The sequence below is a fragment of the Microbacterium sp. RU1D genome, assembly GCF_900156435.1.
Taxonomy (GTDB): Bacteria; Actinomycetota; Actinomycetes; order Actinomycetales; family Microbacteriaceae; genus Microbacterium.
Genome location: NZ_FTPQ01000001.1, coordinates 703899 through 723076 on the forward strand (window position 1 = coordinate 703899; position 19178 = coordinate 723076).

Consider the following 19178-nt stretch of genomic DNA (forward strand, 5'->3'; position numbering starts at 1 on the left):
CGCCCACGCCTCTCGCCCCACCCACCACGCCCGCAGCATGGAGCCCCGATGACCCACCTCCCCGGCCCGATCGATCCGCCCGCCCGCCTCCTGATGGGGCCCGGTCCCATCTCGGCGTACCCGAGCGTGCTGCGCGCGATGGGGGCACCGCTCGTCGGCCAGTACGACCCGTTCATGACCGCCACGATGAACGAGACGCAGGAGCTCTACCGTCGGGTCTGGGCCACCGACAACGACGCGACGCTCCTGATCGACGGCACGAGCCGCGCGGGGATCGAGGCGGCGATGGTCTCGCTCATCCGTCCCGGCGACCGCGTGCTCGTGCCCGTCTTCGGTCGCTTCGGGCACCTGCTCGCCGAGATCGCCGAGCGTGCGCTCGCCGAGGTGCACACGATCGAGGTGCCGTGGGGGGAGGTCTTCCCTGTCTCGGCGATCCGCGAGGCGATCGAGCGGGTGAAGCCGCACCTCGTCGCGTGCGTGCAGGGCGACACATCGACCACCATGCTGCAGCCGCTCGACGAGATCGGCGAGATCTGCCGCGCGCACGGCGCCCTCTTCTACACCGACGCAACGGCCTCGCTCGGTGGCAACCCGTTCGAGATGGACGCCTGGGGGCTGGACGCCGCAACCGCGGGACTGCAGAAGTGCCTCGGCGGCCCGTCGGGATCGGCGCCGATCAGTCTGTCCGAGCGCGCGGTCGAGGTCGTGCGCGCGCGTGCGCGCGTCGAGGCCGGCATCCGCGAAGAGGGCGACGCCGTGGCATCCGACTTCATCCGCTCGAACTACTTCGACCTCGCGATGATCCTCGACTACTGGGGACCGCGCCGCCTCAACCACCACACCGAAGCGACCACCATGCTCTACGGCGCGCGCGAGTGCGCGCGCGTGCTGCTGCTGGAGGGCCGGGATGCCGTGATCGCCCGGCATCGCCTGCACGGCGACGCGATGCTCGCGGGCGTCGAGGGCCTCGGCCTCACCGTCTTCGGTGACGTCGCGCACAAGATGACCAACGTCGTCGCCGTCGAGATCCCCGACGGCGTGGTCGGCGACGCAGTGCGGAGCGAACTGCTCAGCGACTTCGGCATCGAGATCGGCACGTCGTTCGGCCCGCTGCACGGCCGGGTCTGGCGCATCGGCACGATGGGCTACAACGCGCGCACCGACGCCGTGCTCACCACGCTCGCGGCGCTCGAGGCGGTGCTGCGCCGCCACGGCGCGACGGTCTCGGCCGGCGGGGGTGTGCAGGCGGCGCAGGGCGTGTACGCGGGGGCCGGCGCGTGATGCGCCGTGTCGCTCCCACGGAGCGGGGGATGCGCGCAGAAATGCCCGTGCCGCGGTCGCGCGCCGCGCGCGGCGCGACGGACGGGCGGGTCGCCCACGTGCTGCGCGGCCTTCGAACGGGAGGCTGCGCATGACCGCCGCCACTCGCCTGCAGGTGGCACCCGAGCGCATCGCGGCGGCAGCCCGCCGCGTCATGGGCCGGTGCGAGGAGCTCGCCCGGGTCACCGCGACGCCGGGCGAGATCGCCCGCGTCTACCTCTCGCCCGAGCACGCGCGCGTCAACCGCCTCGCCGCGCAGTGGATGCGCGAGCTCGGCATGACGACCCGACAGGATGCCGCCGGCAACCAGGTCGGACGCCTCGCTCCCGCGGGAGTCCCCGACGCCCCGGCCCTGCTCCTCGGGTCGCACCTCGACACCGTCCCGGACGCCGGGCGTTTCGACGGCATCGTCGGGGTGTTGATGGCCCTCGAGGTCGTCCGGCTGCTCCGCCGCGTCGACGATGACGGCGCGGCATCCAGTCCCTTCCCCTTCGCCCTCGAGGTCATCGCCTTCAGCGACGAGGAGGGCACACGCTTCGGCAAAGCCCTGCTGGGATCGTCGGCGGTGGCCGGGCAGTGGGATCCCGCGTGGTGGGACCTCGCTGATGCCGACGGCGTCACGCTCCGCGAGGCGTTCCGCGAGTTCGGGCTCGATCCCGGCCGCATCGGCGAGGCTGCACGCCGACCCGACGAGCTCGTCGCCTACCTCGAGGCGCACATCGAGCAGGGGCCCGAGCTGCACCGCAGCGGGCAGGCGCTCGCCGCGGTGTCGTCGATCGCCTCGGCCCGGCGATTCCAGCTCGTCGTCGAGGGAGAGGCCCGGCACGCGGGGGGCACGCCGTACGACATGCGGCGCGACGCGCTGCTCGGAGCGAGCGAGGCAGCCCTCGCCGTCGAGCGCATCTGCCGCGTCGAGCACCACATCATCGGGACGGTCGGTCAGCTCGAGGCCTTCCCGGGCGCCGTGAACGTCGTGCCGGGGGAGGCGCACTTCTCACTCGACCTGCGCGGGGAGTTCGACGACACGCGCGATCGCACCTGGGCGGAGATCTCGAGCGAACTCGACGCGATCATGGGTCGCCGGGGTCTGCGGTGGCGCGCCCGCGAAGTGCACAGCGCTCCCGCCGTGTTCTGCGCACCCCTGCTGCAGGACGTCGTCCGCGCCGGTATCGGCGGCGACGCGCCGACGCTCTTCAGCCGCGCCGGTCACGACGCCATGTCGATCGGCGCGATCACCGAGGTCGGGATGCTGTTCCTGCGCAACCCCGACGGCATCAGCCACCATCCCGACGAGGCGGTGTCCGCAGCCGACGTCGCCGCCGGGCTCCGGGCCCTCGCGGAGGCGGTGCTGCACCTGGGGGCGGAGGTCCGCTGACGCCGAAGGTGCGCTCGACGGTCCACGCACCATCGACTGGCCACCGGCGCCGCGCAACGACCTGAGCGAGAATCGCTGCATGACCGAAGATCCCGGCATCCTGCAGCTGCTCGCTTTCGCCGCCGAGCCCGGCGGCGGCAACCCGGCCGGAGTGGTCCTGGATGCCGCGGCCCTCGACGACGCGCGCATGCAACGCATCGCGGCCGACCTCGGCCACCCCGAGACGGCCTTCGTGGTCAGCCGTGAGGGTCGCCGCATATCGGTGCGCTACTTCTCGCCCGGAGCCGAAGTGCCGTTCTGCGGACACGCGACCATCGCCACGGCGGTCGCACTCGCTGACGCGGAGGGCCCCGGCCCCTTCCTCTTCGACACCCCCGCGGGCGCCATCGAGGTGGACACCCGGCACGACGACGGCCGCACGGTCGCAGGGTTCCGGAGCGTGGAGCCGTCCGTCACCGACCTCGACCCGGCGGTGGCCGACCGCCTGCTCGCGCTCCTGGGCCTCACGCGAGACGATCTCGATGACCGGATGCCACTCGCCCAGGCCTTCGCCGGCAACCTGCACCCGGTGGTCGCCGTCGCCGCGCGCGAGAGATTCGACTCCTTCACGTTCGACCCCGCCGCCCTGCGTGTGCTCATGGACGAAAGGGAATGGAAGGGCACCGTCATCGTCGTGCACGTCGACGGCGATCTCGCCGACGGCGATCTCGCCGACGGCCTGATCGCCGAGGCCCGCAACCTCTTCCCGGTCGGCGACATCACGGAAGACCCCGCCACCGGCTCCGCCGCCGCCTCGCTCGGCGTCTACTTGCGCGAGCGGGTGGGCGTGCCCGTGCCGTTCGCGTTCACCGTGCGGCAGGGGCGGCACATCGGTCGGCCGAGCGTGATCGAGGTCGAGGTGCCGGCATCCGGTGGCATCCTCGTGCGCGGAACCGCGACGCCCCTCTGACGTTCGGTTCGGGGCGGATTCGTGCGTTCGGGGCGTGAATTTCCCGCCCCGAACGGCGAGATGCGCCCCAAAGCCGAAGACGGCCTCGCCGGCTGCACCTTCATCTCGTTCGGGGCGGCTTCCCGCATTCGTGGCGTGCATTCCCCCGCCCCGAACGGCGAGATGCGCCCCGAACCCGACGATGACCGGCCCCAGCGGGAGGCGGACCGGACCCGCCTCACTCCCCGCCCGCCAGCCTCCACACCCGATCCCGCGAGAACGGCAGTTCGTAGCCGCGACGCCCGAGCGCGCGCGCGACGGCGTTGCCGATCGCCGCGCCCACCGGGTTGTAGGGCGACTCGCTCATCGACTTCGCGCCGAAGGGTCCGAGGGTGTCGTCGGTCTCGGCGAAGTACACCTCGGTGTCGGGCACGTCGGCGAACTGCGGCACACGGTACGTGCGGAACACCGGGTTCTGCACCACGCCGTCCTCGAGCAGCACCTCTTCGTACAGCGCGCCGCCGAGGGCCTGCGCGGCCCCACCCTCGATCTGCCCGCGGCACTGGGCGGGATTGATGACGACCCCGGCGTCGGCCGACTGGATCGACTGCAACACCCTCACCGTCCCCGTCTCGGGATCGACGGCCACGCGTGCGGCGTGCACGTTGAACGCGAGCGAGCGCAGGTCGCCGAACTCCGCGCCGTCGGCGGTCAGGCCCTCGGCATCCTCGTCCGCCCCGACCGCGACGATCCGCGCCCACGAGACAATCTCTGCGCCCACCCGGATCCCGGATGCCGTGAACTCCACCTCGTCGCTCGCGGATGCCGCCGCCCCGGCGCGGCCGACCGACCCGCGCGCCCCCGACCCGACGGCGGATGCCACGACAGCGAGCTCCGCGGCATCCCCGCTCGAGAGTTCCCGGGCGATGTCGACCATGCGCCGGCGCAGCGCCGTGCAGGCGCCGAAGAGCGCCTTGCCCGCGACCACGGTCCCGGCCGAGGCGAACGCGCCGGTGTCGTGGCGGACGGCGTCGGTGTCGGCGGCCCACAGCTCGAGGCGCTCGGGAGCGGCGTCGAGCACCGTCGCGGCGATCTGCCGGTGCACGGTCGAGGTGCCGTTGCCGAACTCCGCCGTGCCGACCCGCAGCAGGTAGGTGCCGTCGGCGCGCAGGGTCGCGGTGGTGTGGGCGATGTGGCCGCGCGGAGCCATCGTGGCGATCATCGCGGTCGCCATCCCCTCGCCGACGAGCCACCCCGCGGGAGCCTCGACGCCGTTGCCGCGGCGCAGGGCGTCCTGCGCCAGGTCGAGGCACTGGTCGAGGCCGTAACTGCCCCAGATCAGGTCCTCCTCGTGCTTCTCGTCGTCGTCGGGGTGCAGCGGATCGCCCTCGCGCACGGCGTTGATGCGGCGCAGGTCGAACGGGTCGATGTCGAGCTCCTGGGCGAGTGCGTCCATCGCCGACTCCACGGCGAAGACGACCTGGCCGAGGCCGTACCCGCGGAACGCCCCCGAGGGCGGGTTGTTGGTGTAGACCGCCTCGGCGTCGATCCACTTGGTCGGCACCCGGTACAGGGTCGTCGATTCCGCGCACGAGTGGAACAGCACGCCGATCGCATGATTGCCGTAGGCGCCGGTGTCGCTCAGTACGTCGATCTTCATTGCCGTGAGCCGGCCCGCGGCATCCGCCCCCAAGGTCGCGCTCACGCGCATCGGATGCCGCAGCGAAGCCCGGACGAACTGGTCGGTGCGCGAGAACTCGTACGCCACCGGGCGCCCGAGCTTCAGCACGGCCAGGGCCGTCAGGTCTTCGGTGAACAGCTCCTGTTTGCCGCCGAAGCCGCCGCCGACCCGGGTGGCGTACACGCGCACCCGATCGTGCTCGAGGCCGAAGACGTGCGCGAGCTCGTTGCGCGCGAGGAACGGCACCTGCGTCGACGACCGGATGACGAGGCGCCCGTCGTCGTCGAGCCACCCCACGGCCGCGTGCGTCTCGAGCGCCGCGTGCGTGACGCGCGAGGAGCGCCACTCGCCGGTCACCGTCGTGTGGCTGGCCGCGAGGGCGGCGTCGATGTCGCCGCCGTGCCCGGTGTGGAACCCGGCGACGACGTTGCGTCCGGCATCCATCACGCGCTCGGCCGGGGTGCGGTCGGGGTGCAGGAGGGGCGCCCCGGGGCGCCGGGCCTCCTCGGGGTCGAACACGGCGGGAAGCACCTCGTAGTCGATGCGCACCGCCCGGCAGCCGGCATCCGCCGCCTCCGCCGTCTCGGCCACGACCGCGGCCACGCGCTGGCCGATGTGTCGCACGACGTCGTCGAGCATGCGGGTGTCGTCGGGATCATCGGTGCGGTGCTCGTGCCGCCCGGTGGAGTAGCGCACGTCGGGGACGTCTTCGTGGGTGAACACGGCGACGACCCCGGGTGTCGCGAGGGCCGCGGCGGTATCGATCGCGCTCACCCGGGCGTGCGCGTGCGGGGAGGTCACGACCCGCAGCACGAGGGCGGGACCGCCGGGCACGGGCTCGTCGAGGGTGAACGGCTCCCGGCCCTGCACGATGCGACGCGCCGCTTCGGGGACGACCGAGGTGCCGACGCGGGAGCGGGGGGCGGACGCGCACGACTTCTGCGGATCGGACGATTCGGGGGCGGAGGAGAGCGGGTCGCGCTGTCCTGCAGGAGTTGTGCTCCCCGCCGGAGTGGACCCGGCTCCCGTTGCGGCGCCGGAATGACCGCCGCAGCCCGAGCCGCACGCGCCCGCGTCGTACTCGGCCGCGTCGGCGCCCGCGCCGCTCCCCGTCTCGCGCACGGGTCCGAGCACCGAGGACCGGATCGCCTCGCGGATGGGCCGGTACCCCGTGCACCGGCACAGGTTGCCCTTCATGCGGCGGTCGAGGTCGTCGAGGTCGTCGGCGGTGAGGGTGGATGCCGTCACGCTCATGCCGGGGGAGCAGAAGCCGCACTGGAACCCGAAGCCGGTGGCGATGGCCTCCTGCACGGGATGCAGCTCGTCGCCGGGGGCGAGGCCCGCGGCCGTCGTGACGGTGCGTCCCTCCAGGCGCGCGGCGGGCACGATGCACGAGTGCGTGGGCGTGCCGTCGAGCAGCACGGAGCAGGCGCCGCAGTCACCCGCGTCGCAGCCCTTCTTGACCTCGACGTGCCCCGTCTCGCGCAGCAGCGTGCGGGCGCACTGACCCGGCCGCGGCTCCGCCTCGACGGGGGAGCCGTTGACATGGAACTTCACTCGGCTGCCTCCCCGGCTGTCGGTGGGCGGAGCGGAGCGGGTGCCGAGGCGCTCGAGCGGATGCCGCGCCCGGGACGCGCTGCGCACGATGAGACCGTGCGCGGCGACGTCGCGCACGATCGCCCGGGGCGCTGCTCGACGATCCCGGCGCTCACGCCGCACCCCGATGCGGCTCGCGGGCGAAACCCGCCCGCAGGCGCTCGGCGAGCACGACGCTGACGCCGCGACGCCAGTCGGCGCTGCCGAGCGGGTCGGTGTAGAAGTCGGTCGCTCCGGCCACGGCATCCCGCAGCTCTCCGGCCCCGGGCACCCGCGCGAACCGCAGCACCCGCGGGCGGCGCACCGCCGCGGTCACGACGAACACGCTCGACCCGTCGGGGTCGACGCGCGCGGTGACGACCGCGCCGGAACGGCCGAGTTCGGCGAGGGCGATCTTGCGCAGCCCGACCTCGGCGGTGAGGGCGCGCGCCGGGATGTCCAGGGCGCGTAACACCTCGCCGGGCGCGAGCGAGGTCGCGGCGTTGTCGACGACGAGGTCGGCCACCGCGATGCGGCGTTCGCCGCCGTCGGGCGTCCACACCAGGGCCGTGGCATCCAGGGTCGAGAGCATCGCGATCATCGCCCCGGCCGCGAACGCCTGGCAGACGTTGCCGCCGACGGTGGCGGTGTTCCAGATCTTGAAGGATGCCAGCAGGGCGTCGGCGGCGGGACGGGCGAGCGCGAGAGACGTCCACGCGGACGGAGCCTCGCCCTCGACCCACGCCAGCAGGCGCGCGATGGTGCAGGTCGCGCCGATCCGCAGGCCCTCCTCACTGACCTCGAGGTCGGGCCAGTCGAGGCCCGACAGATCGACGAAGCCGGTCGTGCCCGGCTGCGGCTCGCTCATGAGCCACGTGCCACCGGCGAGCACGACCTCGCCGGGGCGCAGGGCGAGGTCGGCGCGCGAGCGCGCGACGCGGTACGAGGTGACGGTGGTGATGTCCACGTTCAGCCCGCCATGATCCGGCCGGTCCAGCGCCCGTCGGCGAGGGAGTAGTGCTGGCGCGTGCTCTGGCCGAGGGCGTCGCCCCGCCAGAACGTGAGCGTCACCGGGCGCACGCGGAAGCCGATCCAGCGCTCGGGCGGGTCGAGCTCGGGGTGGGCGGCGTCGAACTCGGCCCACAGGTGTCGGCGTTCGAGCACGTGAAGGTGGGCGTTCTCGTCGGTGTTGAGCCAGGCCAGCAGCTGCAGGTAGCGCGAGCGCTGCCGGTACACCTCGGCGGCGTCGGCGGCGCTGACCCGCTCGACGATCCCGCGCACGACGAGCTGCCGCCCGATCTCCGGCCAGGCGACCGACATGGCCGCGACGGGCTGGGCCGCGATCTGCGCGACCTTCGCGCTCGCGGAGTCGGTGTGGAAGTACAGTCCCGTGAGGTCGCGGTCGCTGACCAGCACGTGGCGCAGCGACGGCAATCCGTCGCGCCCCATCGTCGCCAGGGCGGCGAGGGGGCGCAGCTCGCTGTCGTGCGGGGGCAACCACCGCACGAGCAGCTCGAGCGGGTCGTCGACGAGCGCGTCGACGTCGTCGACGTCGGAACCGAACGTGGTGCCGGCCGTGATCATGGCGACCTCCGGGGATGCTGCGGGTTCCGACGAGCGTAGGCAGCGCGCGTTTCGGCGATGTTGCCGCCATGAACATTCGTGGAAACACGGCGTTCGTACACTCCCCGCATGAGCGTGCTGCCCCTCATCGACTCGTGCCCTAAGCGCATGGAGTACGGCCCCTGCGGCGGGGTCGGCTTCGACGGTTCGTGCGAGGTCGACGCGGCGCACCGCTGCGCCTTCGTCCACCGCCCGACCGTGCCGTGGACGGGTCTCGATCGCACCACGGCGGTGGCGCCCGGCTCACGAACCGCCGCGGCGTCCGCGACCCTCAAGGCGCTCGGCACGCGCCCGTGGATCGTCGCCGATCTCCCGGCGCGGGCGCTGAGCGTGGCATCCATCGACGCGTGCGCCGCGATTCTCACGGGAGAAGTGGATGCCGTCCTGGCCGGCGACGCGGGCAGCGCGCGCGTGCAGTTCCCTCCGGCATACCGCGCGCACCTGCTGCAGCGACGGGGCCTGCGCGTCTGGACGGGGCTGAACATGCGCGACCGCAATCGCGTGGCGATCGAGGGCGAGCTCGCGGCCCTCGCGGTCGAGGGCGTCGCCGGGGTGCACTGCGTGACCGGCGATCACACCCGCACCGGTCACCGCCCCGACGCGGCGCCGGTCTTCGACCTCGACTCCACGGAGGCCACCGCTCTGGCCCGCGCCGCCGGGCACGTCGTCTCGGTCGCGGCCTCGCCGGCCGCCCCGCCCGTCGACCGGCGCGCGGCGCGGCTGCGGGAGAAGATCCGGGCGGGCGCCGACGTGTGCTTCGTCAACCACGCGGGCGGTGCGGTGCCCGTCCGCCGGTTCATCGCCGAGGCGGGAAACGGCATCCGCTACATCCCGTGCGTGCCGGTCGTGGTGGACCACGCCTCGGCCGACCTGCTGGAGTCGTTCACGACGCTGGTGCTGCCCGAGGGATTCGTCCGCCGCATCCGTGACGCTCGCGACCCACGCGCCGAGGGCATCGCCCTCGCAGCCGCGATGGCGCAGGAGATGCTCGCGATTCCCGGCGTCGTCGGCGTGAATCTGTCGGGCGGGCGCGAGGGCGCCGAGGAGTCGTTCGCCGAGGCGCTCGCCGAGATCGCGCAGCGGGTGCGCTGACGGCGGGCGCACAGGCTCCGCGATTCGCGCAACCTCAGTCGGGTGGATGCCGATGGGGCTGAGGTCGTTCGGATCGCTGAGGTTGTGTGACTCCGTACTCGGCGCACGTCCCCGCCCTCAGCGCGCGAATGCGCCGACCCGTGCCCCGAGCGCCGCCGCCACAGCCCCCGCCACGCGATCGGTGTGGCGCAGCGAGAGGGCGTTGGAGTTCGGCCGGGTGAAGGCCCCCGCCTCCATGCCGGCCGTGAACGGCCCCAGGGCGAACAGTGTCGCGTGCGCCGTGCCGTCGCGTCCGACCACACGCCCGTCGGAGTCGACGTCGATGCGTCCGAGCGAGCCGGTGAACTGCTCGTCGGACACGTGGACCTCGCGCCCGTGCCGCGTGGCGAGCTCGCGCAGCGCCGGGTTGTCGCTCGCGGCGGCCCCCGGCGCGGGCAGCCACGCGTCGACCAGTGCGGCGGCCACGACCTCGCCGCCGTGGCGGGGCGAGGTCGCGACGAAGCCCCGGAGCGGGTCGAGGTGCACAGCCAGGTCGGGGCCGAGGAAGCGGACGACCCCCGCATCCGCGAGCGCGAGCAGCTCCTGGAGGCGGTGCGGCGGCGGTCCCGAGGCGACGTAACTGAAGAACATGTGCCAGGTGAGGGGCAGGTCGACCGCGCGCGAGCGCGCGCTCCAGCGGTCGATGGGGATGTCACCGAGTGCGAGGAACGAGCCGAGGATCGTCAGGAACAGCGCCTGCGTCGTGCTGCGCTCCGCCGAGGTCCGCACGAGCAGGTCGTCGGCGATGTGCCGCCGCACGCGGTCGTCCACCGCCCGCTCGTCCGGGAAGGTCTCGTCGCCCAGGGGGACGTCGAGCAGCGGCACGTCGAATCGGTCGAGGGGGTCCGGCACCACCTCGGCGACGGCACGGCGCAGCGCCGCTGTGTCGCCGTCGACCTCTCGCAATGTCGCGCGGAACGCGTCCCAGCTGGTGCCGACGCGTTCGGGATGCCCCGTGAAGAGCTCGCGGTAGTGCCCCCACACGAGCTCGCGCGCGATGAGCGGCCACACGTCGTCGAGGAAGTCGATGGTGCCCGGGCGGGCCAGCAGCGCGGCGACGGCCGCTGGCGTCAGCACCTCGCGCTCGGGCGGGTCGCCCTGCACCTGCGACGTGACCTTCGATCGGTAGGGCACGCCGCGTCGCGACCCGAGGTTCAGGCGCGGCTCCCGGCCCGAGGGGGCGTACACGAGCTTCCCGTCGGCGTTGCGGGAGAAGCGCCCTCCGCGTCCCTGGGTCAGCAGCACGACGGCATCCACCGATGCCAGTCCCATCCCGCGCACGATGACGTCGTCGCCCGGTGCGAGGCGAGACAGGTCGGCGTCGGCGGTGAAGGCCGGCTCGAGATAGGTGAAGCCCGCGTCGGCGGCCGCGGCGCTCATGTCGAGGTTCGTCCCCTCGGGTTCGCGCCCGTTGTGCCCGAGCGCGTAGACCACGACGTCGGCGTTCAAGCGGGTGCCGTCGGCGAGCGCCACCTCCCACCCGTCGGGGATGTCGTCGACCCACTGCACGCTGCCCGGATGCCACCGCACCTCCACGCCGGGCGGGGCGATGGCGACCGTGCGGCGCCAGAACCAGTCGAGGTACAGGCTCTGCAGGCGGCGCGTCGGAAAGCTGTCGCCGCGGAGCCCGTCCACCTCCTCGGCCAGCTCGGGATCGTCGATGTGTACGTCCGGCAGACGACCGTCGCGCACGCGCTCCGCCCATTCGATGAGCGAGGGTCCCGACCGCACCGGTCCGGCGATGAGGCAGCTGTCGTCGGTGAACACGGTGACGTCGCGCGCCATGGAGTTGAGCTTCAGCAGCGGCGACTGCTCGTACCGCCAGATGCGCCCGGCCCCGGGCGGGAACGGGTCGACGAGCGTGATGCGCAGGGGCACGGCGGTGACGCGCGTCCGCCGCGCGAGCAGGCGTTCGACGAGCATCACCGCCCGGGGCCCCGCCCCGACGATCACGAGGTCGCTCACGGCGCGGCGACCCCCTCGCGCACCGCCGGCAGCCCCAGCAGATCGTGCAGCGTCGCACCCTCGTCGTACGAGCGGCGGTACGAGCCGCGCTCCTGCAGCAGCGGGACGACCCGGTCGGCGAACTCGTCGAGGCCGTGCGGGGTCACGTGCCCGACCACGGTGAACCCGTCCGTCGCGCGCTCCTGCACGGAGCGGTCGATCTCGGATGCCACGTGCTCCGGCGTGCCGACGAAGGTGTGGTTCGCGGTCAGACGGATGACGAGCTCGCGGATGCTGAGATCGTCGGCCGCGGCCTGCTCGCGCAACTGCCCGACCCGAGCGCGGATCGCCGCATGCCGACCCGCGAAGCCCTGCGCGGTCTCGACCCCCGTGTCGGGCTCGACCTCGGGCAGCGGTCCGTCGGCGTCGTAGCCGCTGAGGTCGCGGTTCCAGATCTGCTCGAGGTACGTGATCGCCGTCTGCGGGCGCACCTGGGCGAGCGCGATCTCCCGCGAGCGTTCGCGGGCCTCCTCGGCGGTGTCGCCGAGCACGAAGGTCGCGGCGGGCAGGATCTTCAGCGAGTCCTCGTCGCGGCCGTGCGCGGCCAGCCGCCCCTTCACGTCGCGGTAGAACCGCTGCGCGTCGGCGAACTCCGTGTGCAGCGAGAAGATCACGTCGGCGTGCGCGGTGGCGAAGTCACGACCGTCGGCGGAGTCGCCCGCCTGCACGATCACTGGCCGCCCCTGCCGCGAGCGCGGGACGTCGAACACGGCGTCCACGTCGAACAGTCGCGACGCGTGCCGCACCCGCGCGATACCCCCCGCGCGCAGGAACGCCCCGGTCTCGGCATCCGCCTCGATCGCGTCGTCGCGCCACGACGACCACAGCGCCTTCGACAGCTCGGCGAACTCCGACGCCCGCACGTACCTGTCGGCGTGGTCGAGGTAGCCCCCGCGGCGGAAGTTCGCGCCGTGGAAGGCGTCCGAGCTCGTCACGGCGTTCCACCCCGCGCGGCCGCCCGACAGCAGGTCGAGCGTGCCGAGCTGGCGGGCGAGCTCGTACGGCTCGTTGAAGGTGGTGTTGAGCGTACCGACGAGGCCGATGTGCTCGGTGACCGCGGCCAGGGCGGCGAGGATCGCGAGGGTGTTCGGCCGCCCGGCGACGTCGAGGTCGTGCAGCTGTCCGCGGTGCTCGCGCAGGCGCAGCCCCTCGGCGAGGAACAGGTAGTCGAACAGTCCGCGCTCGGCGGTGCGGGCGAAGTACTCGAACGACGAGAAGTCGATCTGGCTCCCCGCGGCCGGGTCGGTCCACACGGTCGTGTTGTTCACGCCGGGGAAGTGGGCGGCGAGGTGGATCTGACGACGGGTCACGCGCCGACCTCCTGACGGGCGTAGCGACTGGCGGGACGGGGGAGTCCGAGACGCTCGCGCAGCGTCGCCGCGCCGTCATCGGGACGCAGGATGCCGGCGTCCGCCGCCCGCGGGATCACCCGCTCGGCGATCGCGTCGAGGTCGGCCGGCAGGCGGGCCGGGCGCAGGCGGATGCCGTCGACCCCCGCCGCGGCCAGCGCGGCGATCTCATCGACGACGTCGTCGGCGGTTCCGACCACCACGTGCGCGTCCGTGGTGAGGGCCGCTCGATCCTCTAGGCGGTTCCAGACGGCGTCGGCGGTCGCGCGCGTCTCCTCGACCAGCACGAGCAGGTCGGCGAACACGCGCAGCGGCTCCTCGAGCGTGCGCACCGCGTCGGCGGCATCCCGCAGCTCGTCCAGGATGCCGATGGCCGAGGCCGTGTCGGAGGGGGTGACGAACACCAGGTCGGCGTGCTCCGCGGCGAAGCGGTAGGGCACGCTCTGGTGGGCGAGCGTGGTGACGAGAGGCTGTCCCTGCGGGGAGCGGGGCACGATGGAGGCGCCGGTGATCGAGAAGAACTCGCCCGCGTAGTCGATGTCGTGCACGCGGTCGCGGTCGAGGAACCTCCCCGTCGAGACGTCGCGCACGATCGCGTCGTCCTCCCACGAGTCCGCGAGCCGGCGGATCACCTCGGCGACCTCGCCCGCCTCGCGGAACGCGGCGAGCAGCGCCGGGTCGTCCTCGACGCGGCCCGACGCGGGCAGGGCGGTGGGGCCGTCGGTGCGACGACCGAAGTTCGCGCGCTCCTGTGCCGTGGAGCCGGCCACGAGCCGTACGCCGCCGCGCCCGTGGCTCGCGTGGTCGAGCGTCTGGAGTCCCGTGGCGACGTGGAACGGCTCCGGGTGCGCGGTCGTCACCGTGGGCATGAGGCCGATCCGGCCCGTGACCGGAGCCAGGAACGACGCCAGCACCACCGCGTCGAGGCGCCCGCGGACACGATCGCGCCGGGTCTCGGCATCCGGTTCGCTCGAACGGCCAGCGAGGCTGAGCGCGTCCTCGATCGTGGCGAAGAGGAGGCTCGCGCCCTCGGCGGTGCGGATGAGGTCGCGCCAATAGCCGGCCGATGTCAGTTCCGTGGGGCGGGCGCCGGACTCGCGCCAGGCGGCCGGGTGCCAGCCGGCGCCGTCCAGGGCGACGGCGAGGTGGATGCGGTCCGGCATCGGGGCTCCCTTCGCGACGGGTCGGTCCCGCCGGAAGGCCACTGTGTCAACGGCGCCCGGGCCGCACAATCGGCGTCGTCATACGGCGCCGCGAGGCGTCATGTTACGTCTGCCGGCGCCCACCCCAGCAGCGGTCCGAGGCGCCCCGCGATGTCGTCGAGGATCTGCGCGTAGTCGTCGGCGGCGAACGAGAACGGCAGCGCGAAGGCGACCTCGTCCACCTCGGGGTAGGCCCGCGACGACAGCAGGCGCTCGGCGATCTGCTCCGAGGTGCCGACGAGGTCTTCGGCGAACAGCATCTTCTGCGGACCCTGGGGGATGCCGACGCGCCCGCGCCGGGACTCGGCGTAGGCCTCGTAGCGTCGGCGCTGCTCGGGCGTGGCCGAGTCGGTGGGGATGACCACCAGCCCCTGCGACACCCGCGCGTTCTCGCCGTCGGGGTGCGTGTCGCGGTAGAGGCGGATCTGCGCGTGCTGCTCGACGTCGAAGTCGGTCGACGTGGTCGATCGGATGACGCTGCTGGTGAGCAGATGGAACCCGTTCTCGGCCGCCCAGGTGGTGGATGCCGGGCTCCCGGCGCCGTACCAGAGCCGGTCGGCGAGGCCCGCGGCGTGGGGTTCGACGCGCTCCGAGTACTCCTCGATGCCCTCCGTCCCTGCGAACGGACTGGCCGGCTCCCCGGCGAGGAAGCGCCGCAGCCGCGAGAGGCGCTCGTAGCCGAAGTCCTCCCGGTCGGCGGTGTCGGGGTACAGCGCCGGGGCGACGTCGTCGAGGCGTCGCGGCGGGCCCACCGACAACCCGGGTTCGAGTCGCCCGCCCGAGAGCACGTCGACCGTCGCGAGATCCTCCGCCAGCCGCAGCGGGTTCTCCCACCCGAGGGGGATCACCGCTGTTCCGAGCCGGATGCGGCTCGTGCGCTGGGAGGCCGCGGCCAGCACCGCCACGGGCGAGGAGATGCCGTACTGCAGGTGCCGGTCGCGCAGCCACGCGCTGTCGAAGCCGAGGCGCTCGCCGCGTTCGATGATCGACAGGGTCGTCTCGTGTCCGGCCCGCGGGTCGTCGCGGTCGAAGAGGCCGATGGTGAGGAAGCCGAGGGAGCGCAGGCGGCGGGTCATGCCGGCGTCCGCACCGCCGCGAAGCGGTTGCGACGCCGGAGCGCGAAACCGAGCTTCTCGTAGGCAGCGATGGCGTTCACGTTGCCGGCGGCCGCGTGCATCATCGCGCGGTCACCGCGCTGCTGGATGTGGAACGCGACATCGAGCACCAGGCGCGAGGCCAGGCCCTGGCGCCGATGATCGGCATCCACCGCGACCGCGCTGATCTCGGTCCATCCGGTGGGGTGCAGACGCTCGCCCGCCATGGCGACGAGCCGACCCTCTCGACGGATGCCGATGTACCGACCGAGCTCGTACGTGCGCGGCCGGAACGGGCCGGGCTGATTGCGCTCGACGAGCGCGATCATGTCGGCGGCGTCATCGGCCCCGAGTTCGATCGCCTCGTCGAAGGGGCGTGTCTGCAGGGCGTCGGTCTCGACGAGCTGCACTCCCTCACCGCCGCCGAGGTACTCCCATCCCTGCGGGAGCTCACCCTCATAGCCCGACAGGCCCACCTCGGCGCCCGGTCCGACGAGCTCTCGCAGGGCGTCCCACACCCCGGGCTCATCCCACCCTCGCACCGCCACGAAGGGCGCGGCGTCGGCCGGATAACGCCGCACGAGGTGGCCGCCGATCGCGAACGAGGCGTGCGGGCCGGCGAGTGAATGCCACGCGGCGTTGTCGAGGACGGTGGCGTCGGCGTGCGGGATGTTCAGGGTCGAGGCGCAGGTCACCGGGACACTCTGCGCCGGTCGCGGGCGCGGTGCAACTCGGCGGTCACCTCGCGCAACCGGCGGCCTCGGGCTGACACGGCATCCGTCGGTGCCCGCCGACGGGTCGTTTGCGCAAGTCGGCCGAATTCGCTGCGATTCTGGTTCAAATCGGCCGTTGCACCGGCATCCCCTAGTTGACTGGGAGGGTGACCCAGGAGCTGCCGCGCACGCGAGTCCGGTCGTCCGGCGCGGGCGCGAGGCTTCTGCCCACCGTGCAGACCTCGTGGGAACCGCTCGCCAAGCAGGCCGTGGTGGCGACACTGGTCGTGGTGGCCGGGGTCGCGAGCGCCTCCGTGCCGTGGCTGCTGGTCACGGATGCCGCACGCATGTGGCAGGGCGTGGCGCTGGCGCTGGCCCTCGTCGTCGTGACGGTGCTGATGGCGCGCTGGCCCGCTCTCCGTCGGGCGGAGATCGTGATCCCCCTGGGCGACTTCATCGCGATCGGATTGCTCCGGTACGGCACCGGCGACAACCAGTCGGTCTTCTTCGTGATCGTCGTCCTCCCCGTCATCTGGATCGCCGCAGGCCGTGGGTGGTGGCGGATCATCCTTCCTCTGTTGGGGGTCTGTACGGCGCTGCTGCTCCCGCTGATGCTGTCCCCGGATCGTGGCCTGACGCCCAGCGAGCTCGTTCGTCTGCTCATCGCGATGCTCGTCTACGCCGCGGTCGGCGGAGTGGTCAACGAATTGTCGCGCCGTTCACTGCTCAAGCTCTCGCTGTCGCAGCACCGCCGTCGACTCGCGGAGGCGGAAGTGTCGGAGGCGGCCTTCGTGCAGCGCTCGCTCCAGCCCACCGACGGCTCGGAGCTCCCGGACGCGTTCCGGGTCGCGGGCGCGTGCGTCCCGGCACGCACCGTGGGCGGCGACTTCTTCGACTGGTATCCGACGCCCGACGGGGGTGCGGCGGTCACCCTCGGCGATGTCATGGGCAAGGGCGCCGGGGCCGGAATGATCGCCGCCGCGGTGCGCACGGTGATCCGCAGCGGTCTCGACGATGCGGATCCCGCGATGGCCTTCGAGCGCACGGCGGTCGGTCTGCGCACGGGGCCGACCGACATGCTCGGCGCGCAGTTCAGCACATGCTTCCACGCGCGCATCGCCCCCGACGGCACCGTCCGGTGGGTCGACGCCGGGCACGGCCTGACCGTCCTGCGGCGCGTCGACGGCGCGGTCGAATTCCTGCGGTCCGGCCACCTCCCGGTCGGTGTCGGCAGCAGCTGGTCGAGCTTCGGTGCGGTTCTGTCCCCGGGTGACAGTCTTGTGAGCGTCAGCGACGGCGTGCTGGATCTGTTCGGCGGCTCGCTCGATTCGATCGACCGCTACGCGTCGCTCGTCGCGGGGCACGACGACATCGACGCTCTCGTGGACGACCTCATCACCCGTGCCGGCGCGCAGGAGCAGGAGGACGACGTCACGGTGCTCGCCGTCACGTGGTCACCGCGCTGAGCGGACCGCCGACGTCTCAGAGGTCGTACCCGAAGGCCTTCAGGTCGAGGAACCGACCCGGTTCGACCTCGACGGGGTTCTCACGCTCAGTCAGTCGCCGGAACCCCAGCTTCCCGTAGAGGGCGTGGGCGCCGAGCATCTCGGGCCCGCTGTTCATGACGACGCGCGTGGCCCCGCGTTCTCTCGCGATCGCCAGCACGTGCCGCGTGAGCGACTCGCCGATGCCGCGCCCCCGCGCCGAGGGGGCCACGGCGAGCTGGCGGAAGTCGAGCTCGCCCTCCCCGGCCAGCGGCGACAGTCGCTCGCCGGGCCGCGGCGTCCACACCGTCCCCACGATCTCCTCTCCGTCGAGCGCGACCCACACCTCGCCCTGCGATACACGGCTGGCGACGTCGGCGAGGGAGGCGAGGTACGCCTCCGACAGGCCGTCGTAGCTGTGCCGGTAGGCGTCGGCGGTGATGCGGCCGGCCTCGGCGTACTCCTGCGGTTCGACGAGGCGGATCGTCACGGTCGATGAGGGCGTGGGGGTCATGGCATCCATTCTTCTCGCACAGCGCTCGGTGGGGCCCGGTCGCGGATGACCGGGCCCCGCCGGAGGATCAGGACTTCGGGAGTCCCGGAGGGTTGATCTCGCTCTTGTCGACGCCCTCGGACTCGAGGCCCCACGCCTGCAGCACCTTCGCGTAGGTGCCGTCGGCGATGTAGGCGTTCAGCACGATGCCGACCGGCTCGATGAGGCCGTTGCCCTTCTTCGTCGCCGCGGCGATGTCGGCCGCGAGCGGCCAGCCGCCGGGGACGATTCCGACGAGCTTCGTCCGGCCCGTCTCTCGTGACGCCCACGCTGCCGTGGCATTGGGACCGAAGGTGGCGTCGACGCGGCCGGACTGCAACGCGAGGGTCGCCGCGGCGGTGTCGTCGTAGTAGTTCAGCTCGGCGGGGGCCTTGCCCGCTGCGGTCAGCTCCTCGTTCCACTTCAGCAGCACCTTCTCCTGGTTGGTGCCCGAGCCCACGACGATCTTGAGCCCCGAGATGTCGTCGGCCTTCTCGATGGTCGAGATCGAACTGTCGGACCGCACGTAAAAGCCCAGGAGGTCCTGGCGGTAGCTCGCGAAGTCGTAGAGCTCCTTTCGCTCGTCGGTCACCGTGACGTTCGAGGTGATCAGGTCGTACTTGCCCGACTGGATGCCGAGCGGCCAATCGGCCCAGGCGACCACGACCGGGTTGTACTCGAGGCCGAGTCCCTCGGCGATCAGCTCTCCAAAATTGGGCTCGGTGCCGGCGACGTCGGTGGCCGCCGTGGTCCCCTCGGGCTGGTAGCTGAGGGGCGGGACGAACGCGCCGACCGCAACGGTGAGCTTGCCGGGCTCGATCGGGGTGAAGCCGCTCGCCTTCAGAGCGGCGACGGCCTCGGGGACTGCTTCCCCGGTGATGCGCGGGACCTCGCCCGTGTCAGGATTCGCGCCGGCGGTCGCCGTGGGCGCGGCCGCTGCTTCCGCCTCGACGGGGCGGGTGAGGCCGATGGTGACACCCACGCCGACGACCGCGACGAGGGCTGCGGCGATCACGCCGAGCGCGATCCCCTGTTTCTTGCTGAGGGCCATGGTGATTCTCCTTGTGAGGGTGGGGATGCCGCGGCGCCGGGTCGCGCCGCGGGGTCGGTGAGGTGGCTGAGCTGTCGAAGCCACCGGGCATGCGGCGGGTCCCGGTCCCTTCGACG

At 72.8% G+C, this 19178-nt stretch carries 15 protein-coding genes; 5 read left to right on the plus strand and 10 right to left on the minus strand.

Going from position 1 to position 19178, the window contains the following annotated elements; translation table 11 throughout:
* Positions 1 to 48: 48 nt before the first annotated feature.
* The 3 genes from B0B15_RS03210 to B0B15_RS03220 all read left to right on the plus strand — a co-directional run bounded on the left by B0B15_RS03210 (position 49) and on the right by B0B15_RS03220 (position 3644).
* Positions 49 to 1281 (plus strand): pyridoxal-phosphate-dependent aminotransferase family protein, encoded by a 1233-nt coding sequence (locus B0B15_RS03210; protein ID WP_076673256.1) that lies wholly within the window; start codon positions 49 to 51, stop codon positions 1279 to 1281.
* A 130-nt stretch (positions 1282 to 1411) separates the two neighbouring features.
* Positions 1412 to 2695 (plus strand): allantoate amidohydrolase, encoded by a 1284-nt coding sequence (locus B0B15_RS03215; RefSeq protein ID WP_076673257.1) that lies wholly within the window; start codon positions 1412 to 1414, stop codon positions 2693 to 2695.
* Between the two features lie 79 nt (positions 2696 to 2774).
* Positions 2775 to 3644: a PhzF family phenazine biosynthesis protein gene (locus tag B0B15_RS03220; RefSeq protein ID WP_076673258.1), complete on the plus strand. Its 870-nt coding sequence runs from the start codon at positions 2775 to 2777 to the stop codon at positions 3642 to 3644.
* A 217-nt stretch (positions 3645 to 3861) separates the two neighbouring features.
* On the opposite strand, the gene B0B15_RS03225 is transcribed toward B0B15_RS03220, so the two are convergent.
* The 3 genes from B0B15_RS03225 to B0B15_RS03235 form a co-directional block, all read right to left on the minus strand.
* Entirely contained in the window at positions 3862 to 6861 is a 3000-nt protein-coding gene (locus B0B15_RS03225; RefSeq protein ID WP_076675119.1) for a molybdopterin-dependent oxidoreductase, read from the minus strand.
* 151 nt (positions 6862 to 7012) lie between these two features.
* Complete coding sequence (locus tag B0B15_RS03230; protein ID WP_076673259.1) at positions 7013 to 7846, minus strand: FAD binding domain-containing protein; 834 nt, start codon at positions 7844 to 7846, stop codon at positions 7013 to 7015.
* A 2-nt stretch (positions 7847 to 7848) separates the two neighbouring features.
* The gene (locus tag B0B15_RS03235) at positions 7849 to 8463 is read right to left on the minus strand and encodes a pyridoxine/pyridoxamine 5'-phosphate oxidase (protein WP_076673260.1); all 615 of its coding nucleotides are present in this window, start codon (positions 8461 to 8463) and stop codon (positions 7849 to 7851) included.
* A gap of 108 nt (positions 8464 to 8571) precedes the next feature.
* Here B0B15_RS03235 and B0B15_RS03240 point away from each other — a divergent pair, with 108 nt between their 5' ends.
* On the plus strand, positions 8572 to 9594 hold the full coding sequence (locus tag B0B15_RS03240; protein WP_076673261.1) for a methylenetetrahydrofolate reductase C-terminal domain-containing protein: 1023 nt from the start codon (positions 8572 to 8574) through the stop codon (positions 9592 to 9594).
* Between the two features lie 117 nt (positions 9595 to 9711).
* On the opposite strand, the gene B0B15_RS03245 is transcribed toward B0B15_RS03240, so the two are convergent.
* The 5 genes from B0B15_RS03245 to B0B15_RS03265 form a co-directional block, all read right to left on the minus strand.
* Complete coding sequence (locus B0B15_RS03245) at positions 9712 to 11598, minus strand: FAD/NAD(P)-binding protein (RefSeq protein WP_076673262.1); 1887 nt, start codon at positions 11596 to 11598, stop codon at positions 9712 to 9714.
* Complete coding sequence (locus B0B15_RS03250) at positions 11595 to 12947, minus strand: NtaA/DmoA family FMN-dependent monooxygenase (protein WP_076673263.1); 1353 nt, start codon at positions 12945 to 12947, stop codon at positions 11595 to 11597. The genes B0B15_RS03245 and B0B15_RS03250 overlap by 4 nt, the downstream gene beginning before the upstream one ends.
* Positions 12944 to 14149, minus strand: coding sequence for an LLM class flavin-dependent oxidoreductase (locus tag B0B15_RS03255; RefSeq protein ID WP_076673264.1), 1206 nt, complete (start codon positions 14147 to 14149; stop codon positions 12944 to 12946). Before B0B15_RS03255 ends, B0B15_RS03250 begins: the two co-directional genes overlap by 4 nt.
* 98 nt (positions 14150 to 14247) lie before the next feature.
* Positions 14248 to 15264 (minus strand): LLM class flavin-dependent oxidoreductase, encoded by a 1017-nt coding sequence (locus tag B0B15_RS03260; protein WP_076673265.1) that lies wholly within the window; start codon positions 15262 to 15264, stop codon positions 14248 to 14250.
* A complete protein-coding gene (locus B0B15_RS03265; protein WP_076673266.1) occupies positions 15261 to 15977 on the minus strand; it encodes a GNAT family N-acetyltransferase in 717 nt (238 codons plus the stop codon). Before B0B15_RS03265 ends, B0B15_RS03260 begins: the two co-directional genes overlap by 4 nt.
* Before the next feature lie 185 nt (positions 15978 to 16162).
* Between B0B15_RS03265 and B0B15_RS03270 the strand changes: the two genes are divergently transcribed.
* The gene (locus B0B15_RS03270; protein ID WP_083708837.1) at positions 16163 to 17461 is read left to right on the plus strand and encodes a PP2C family protein-serine/threonine phosphatase; all 1299 of its coding nucleotides are present in this window, start codon (positions 16163 to 16165) and stop codon (positions 17459 to 17461) included.
* A 16-nt stretch (positions 17462 to 17477) separates the two neighbouring features.
* Here the strand turns inward: B0B15_RS03270 and B0B15_RS03275 are convergent, their stop codons facing one another.
* The gene (locus B0B15_RS03275; protein ID WP_076673267.1) at positions 17478 to 17993 is read right to left on the minus strand and encodes a GNAT family N-acetyltransferase; all 516 of its coding nucleotides are present in this window, start codon (positions 17991 to 17993) and stop codon (positions 17478 to 17480) included.
* A gap of 67 nt (positions 17994 to 18060) precedes the next feature.
* Positions 18061 to 19062, minus strand: a complete 1002-nt coding sequence (locus B0B15_RS03280) for an ABC transporter substrate-binding protein (RefSeq protein WP_076673268.1) — start codon at positions 19060 to 19062, stop codon at positions 18061 to 18063.
* Positions 19063 to 19178: the final 116 nt, after the last annotated feature.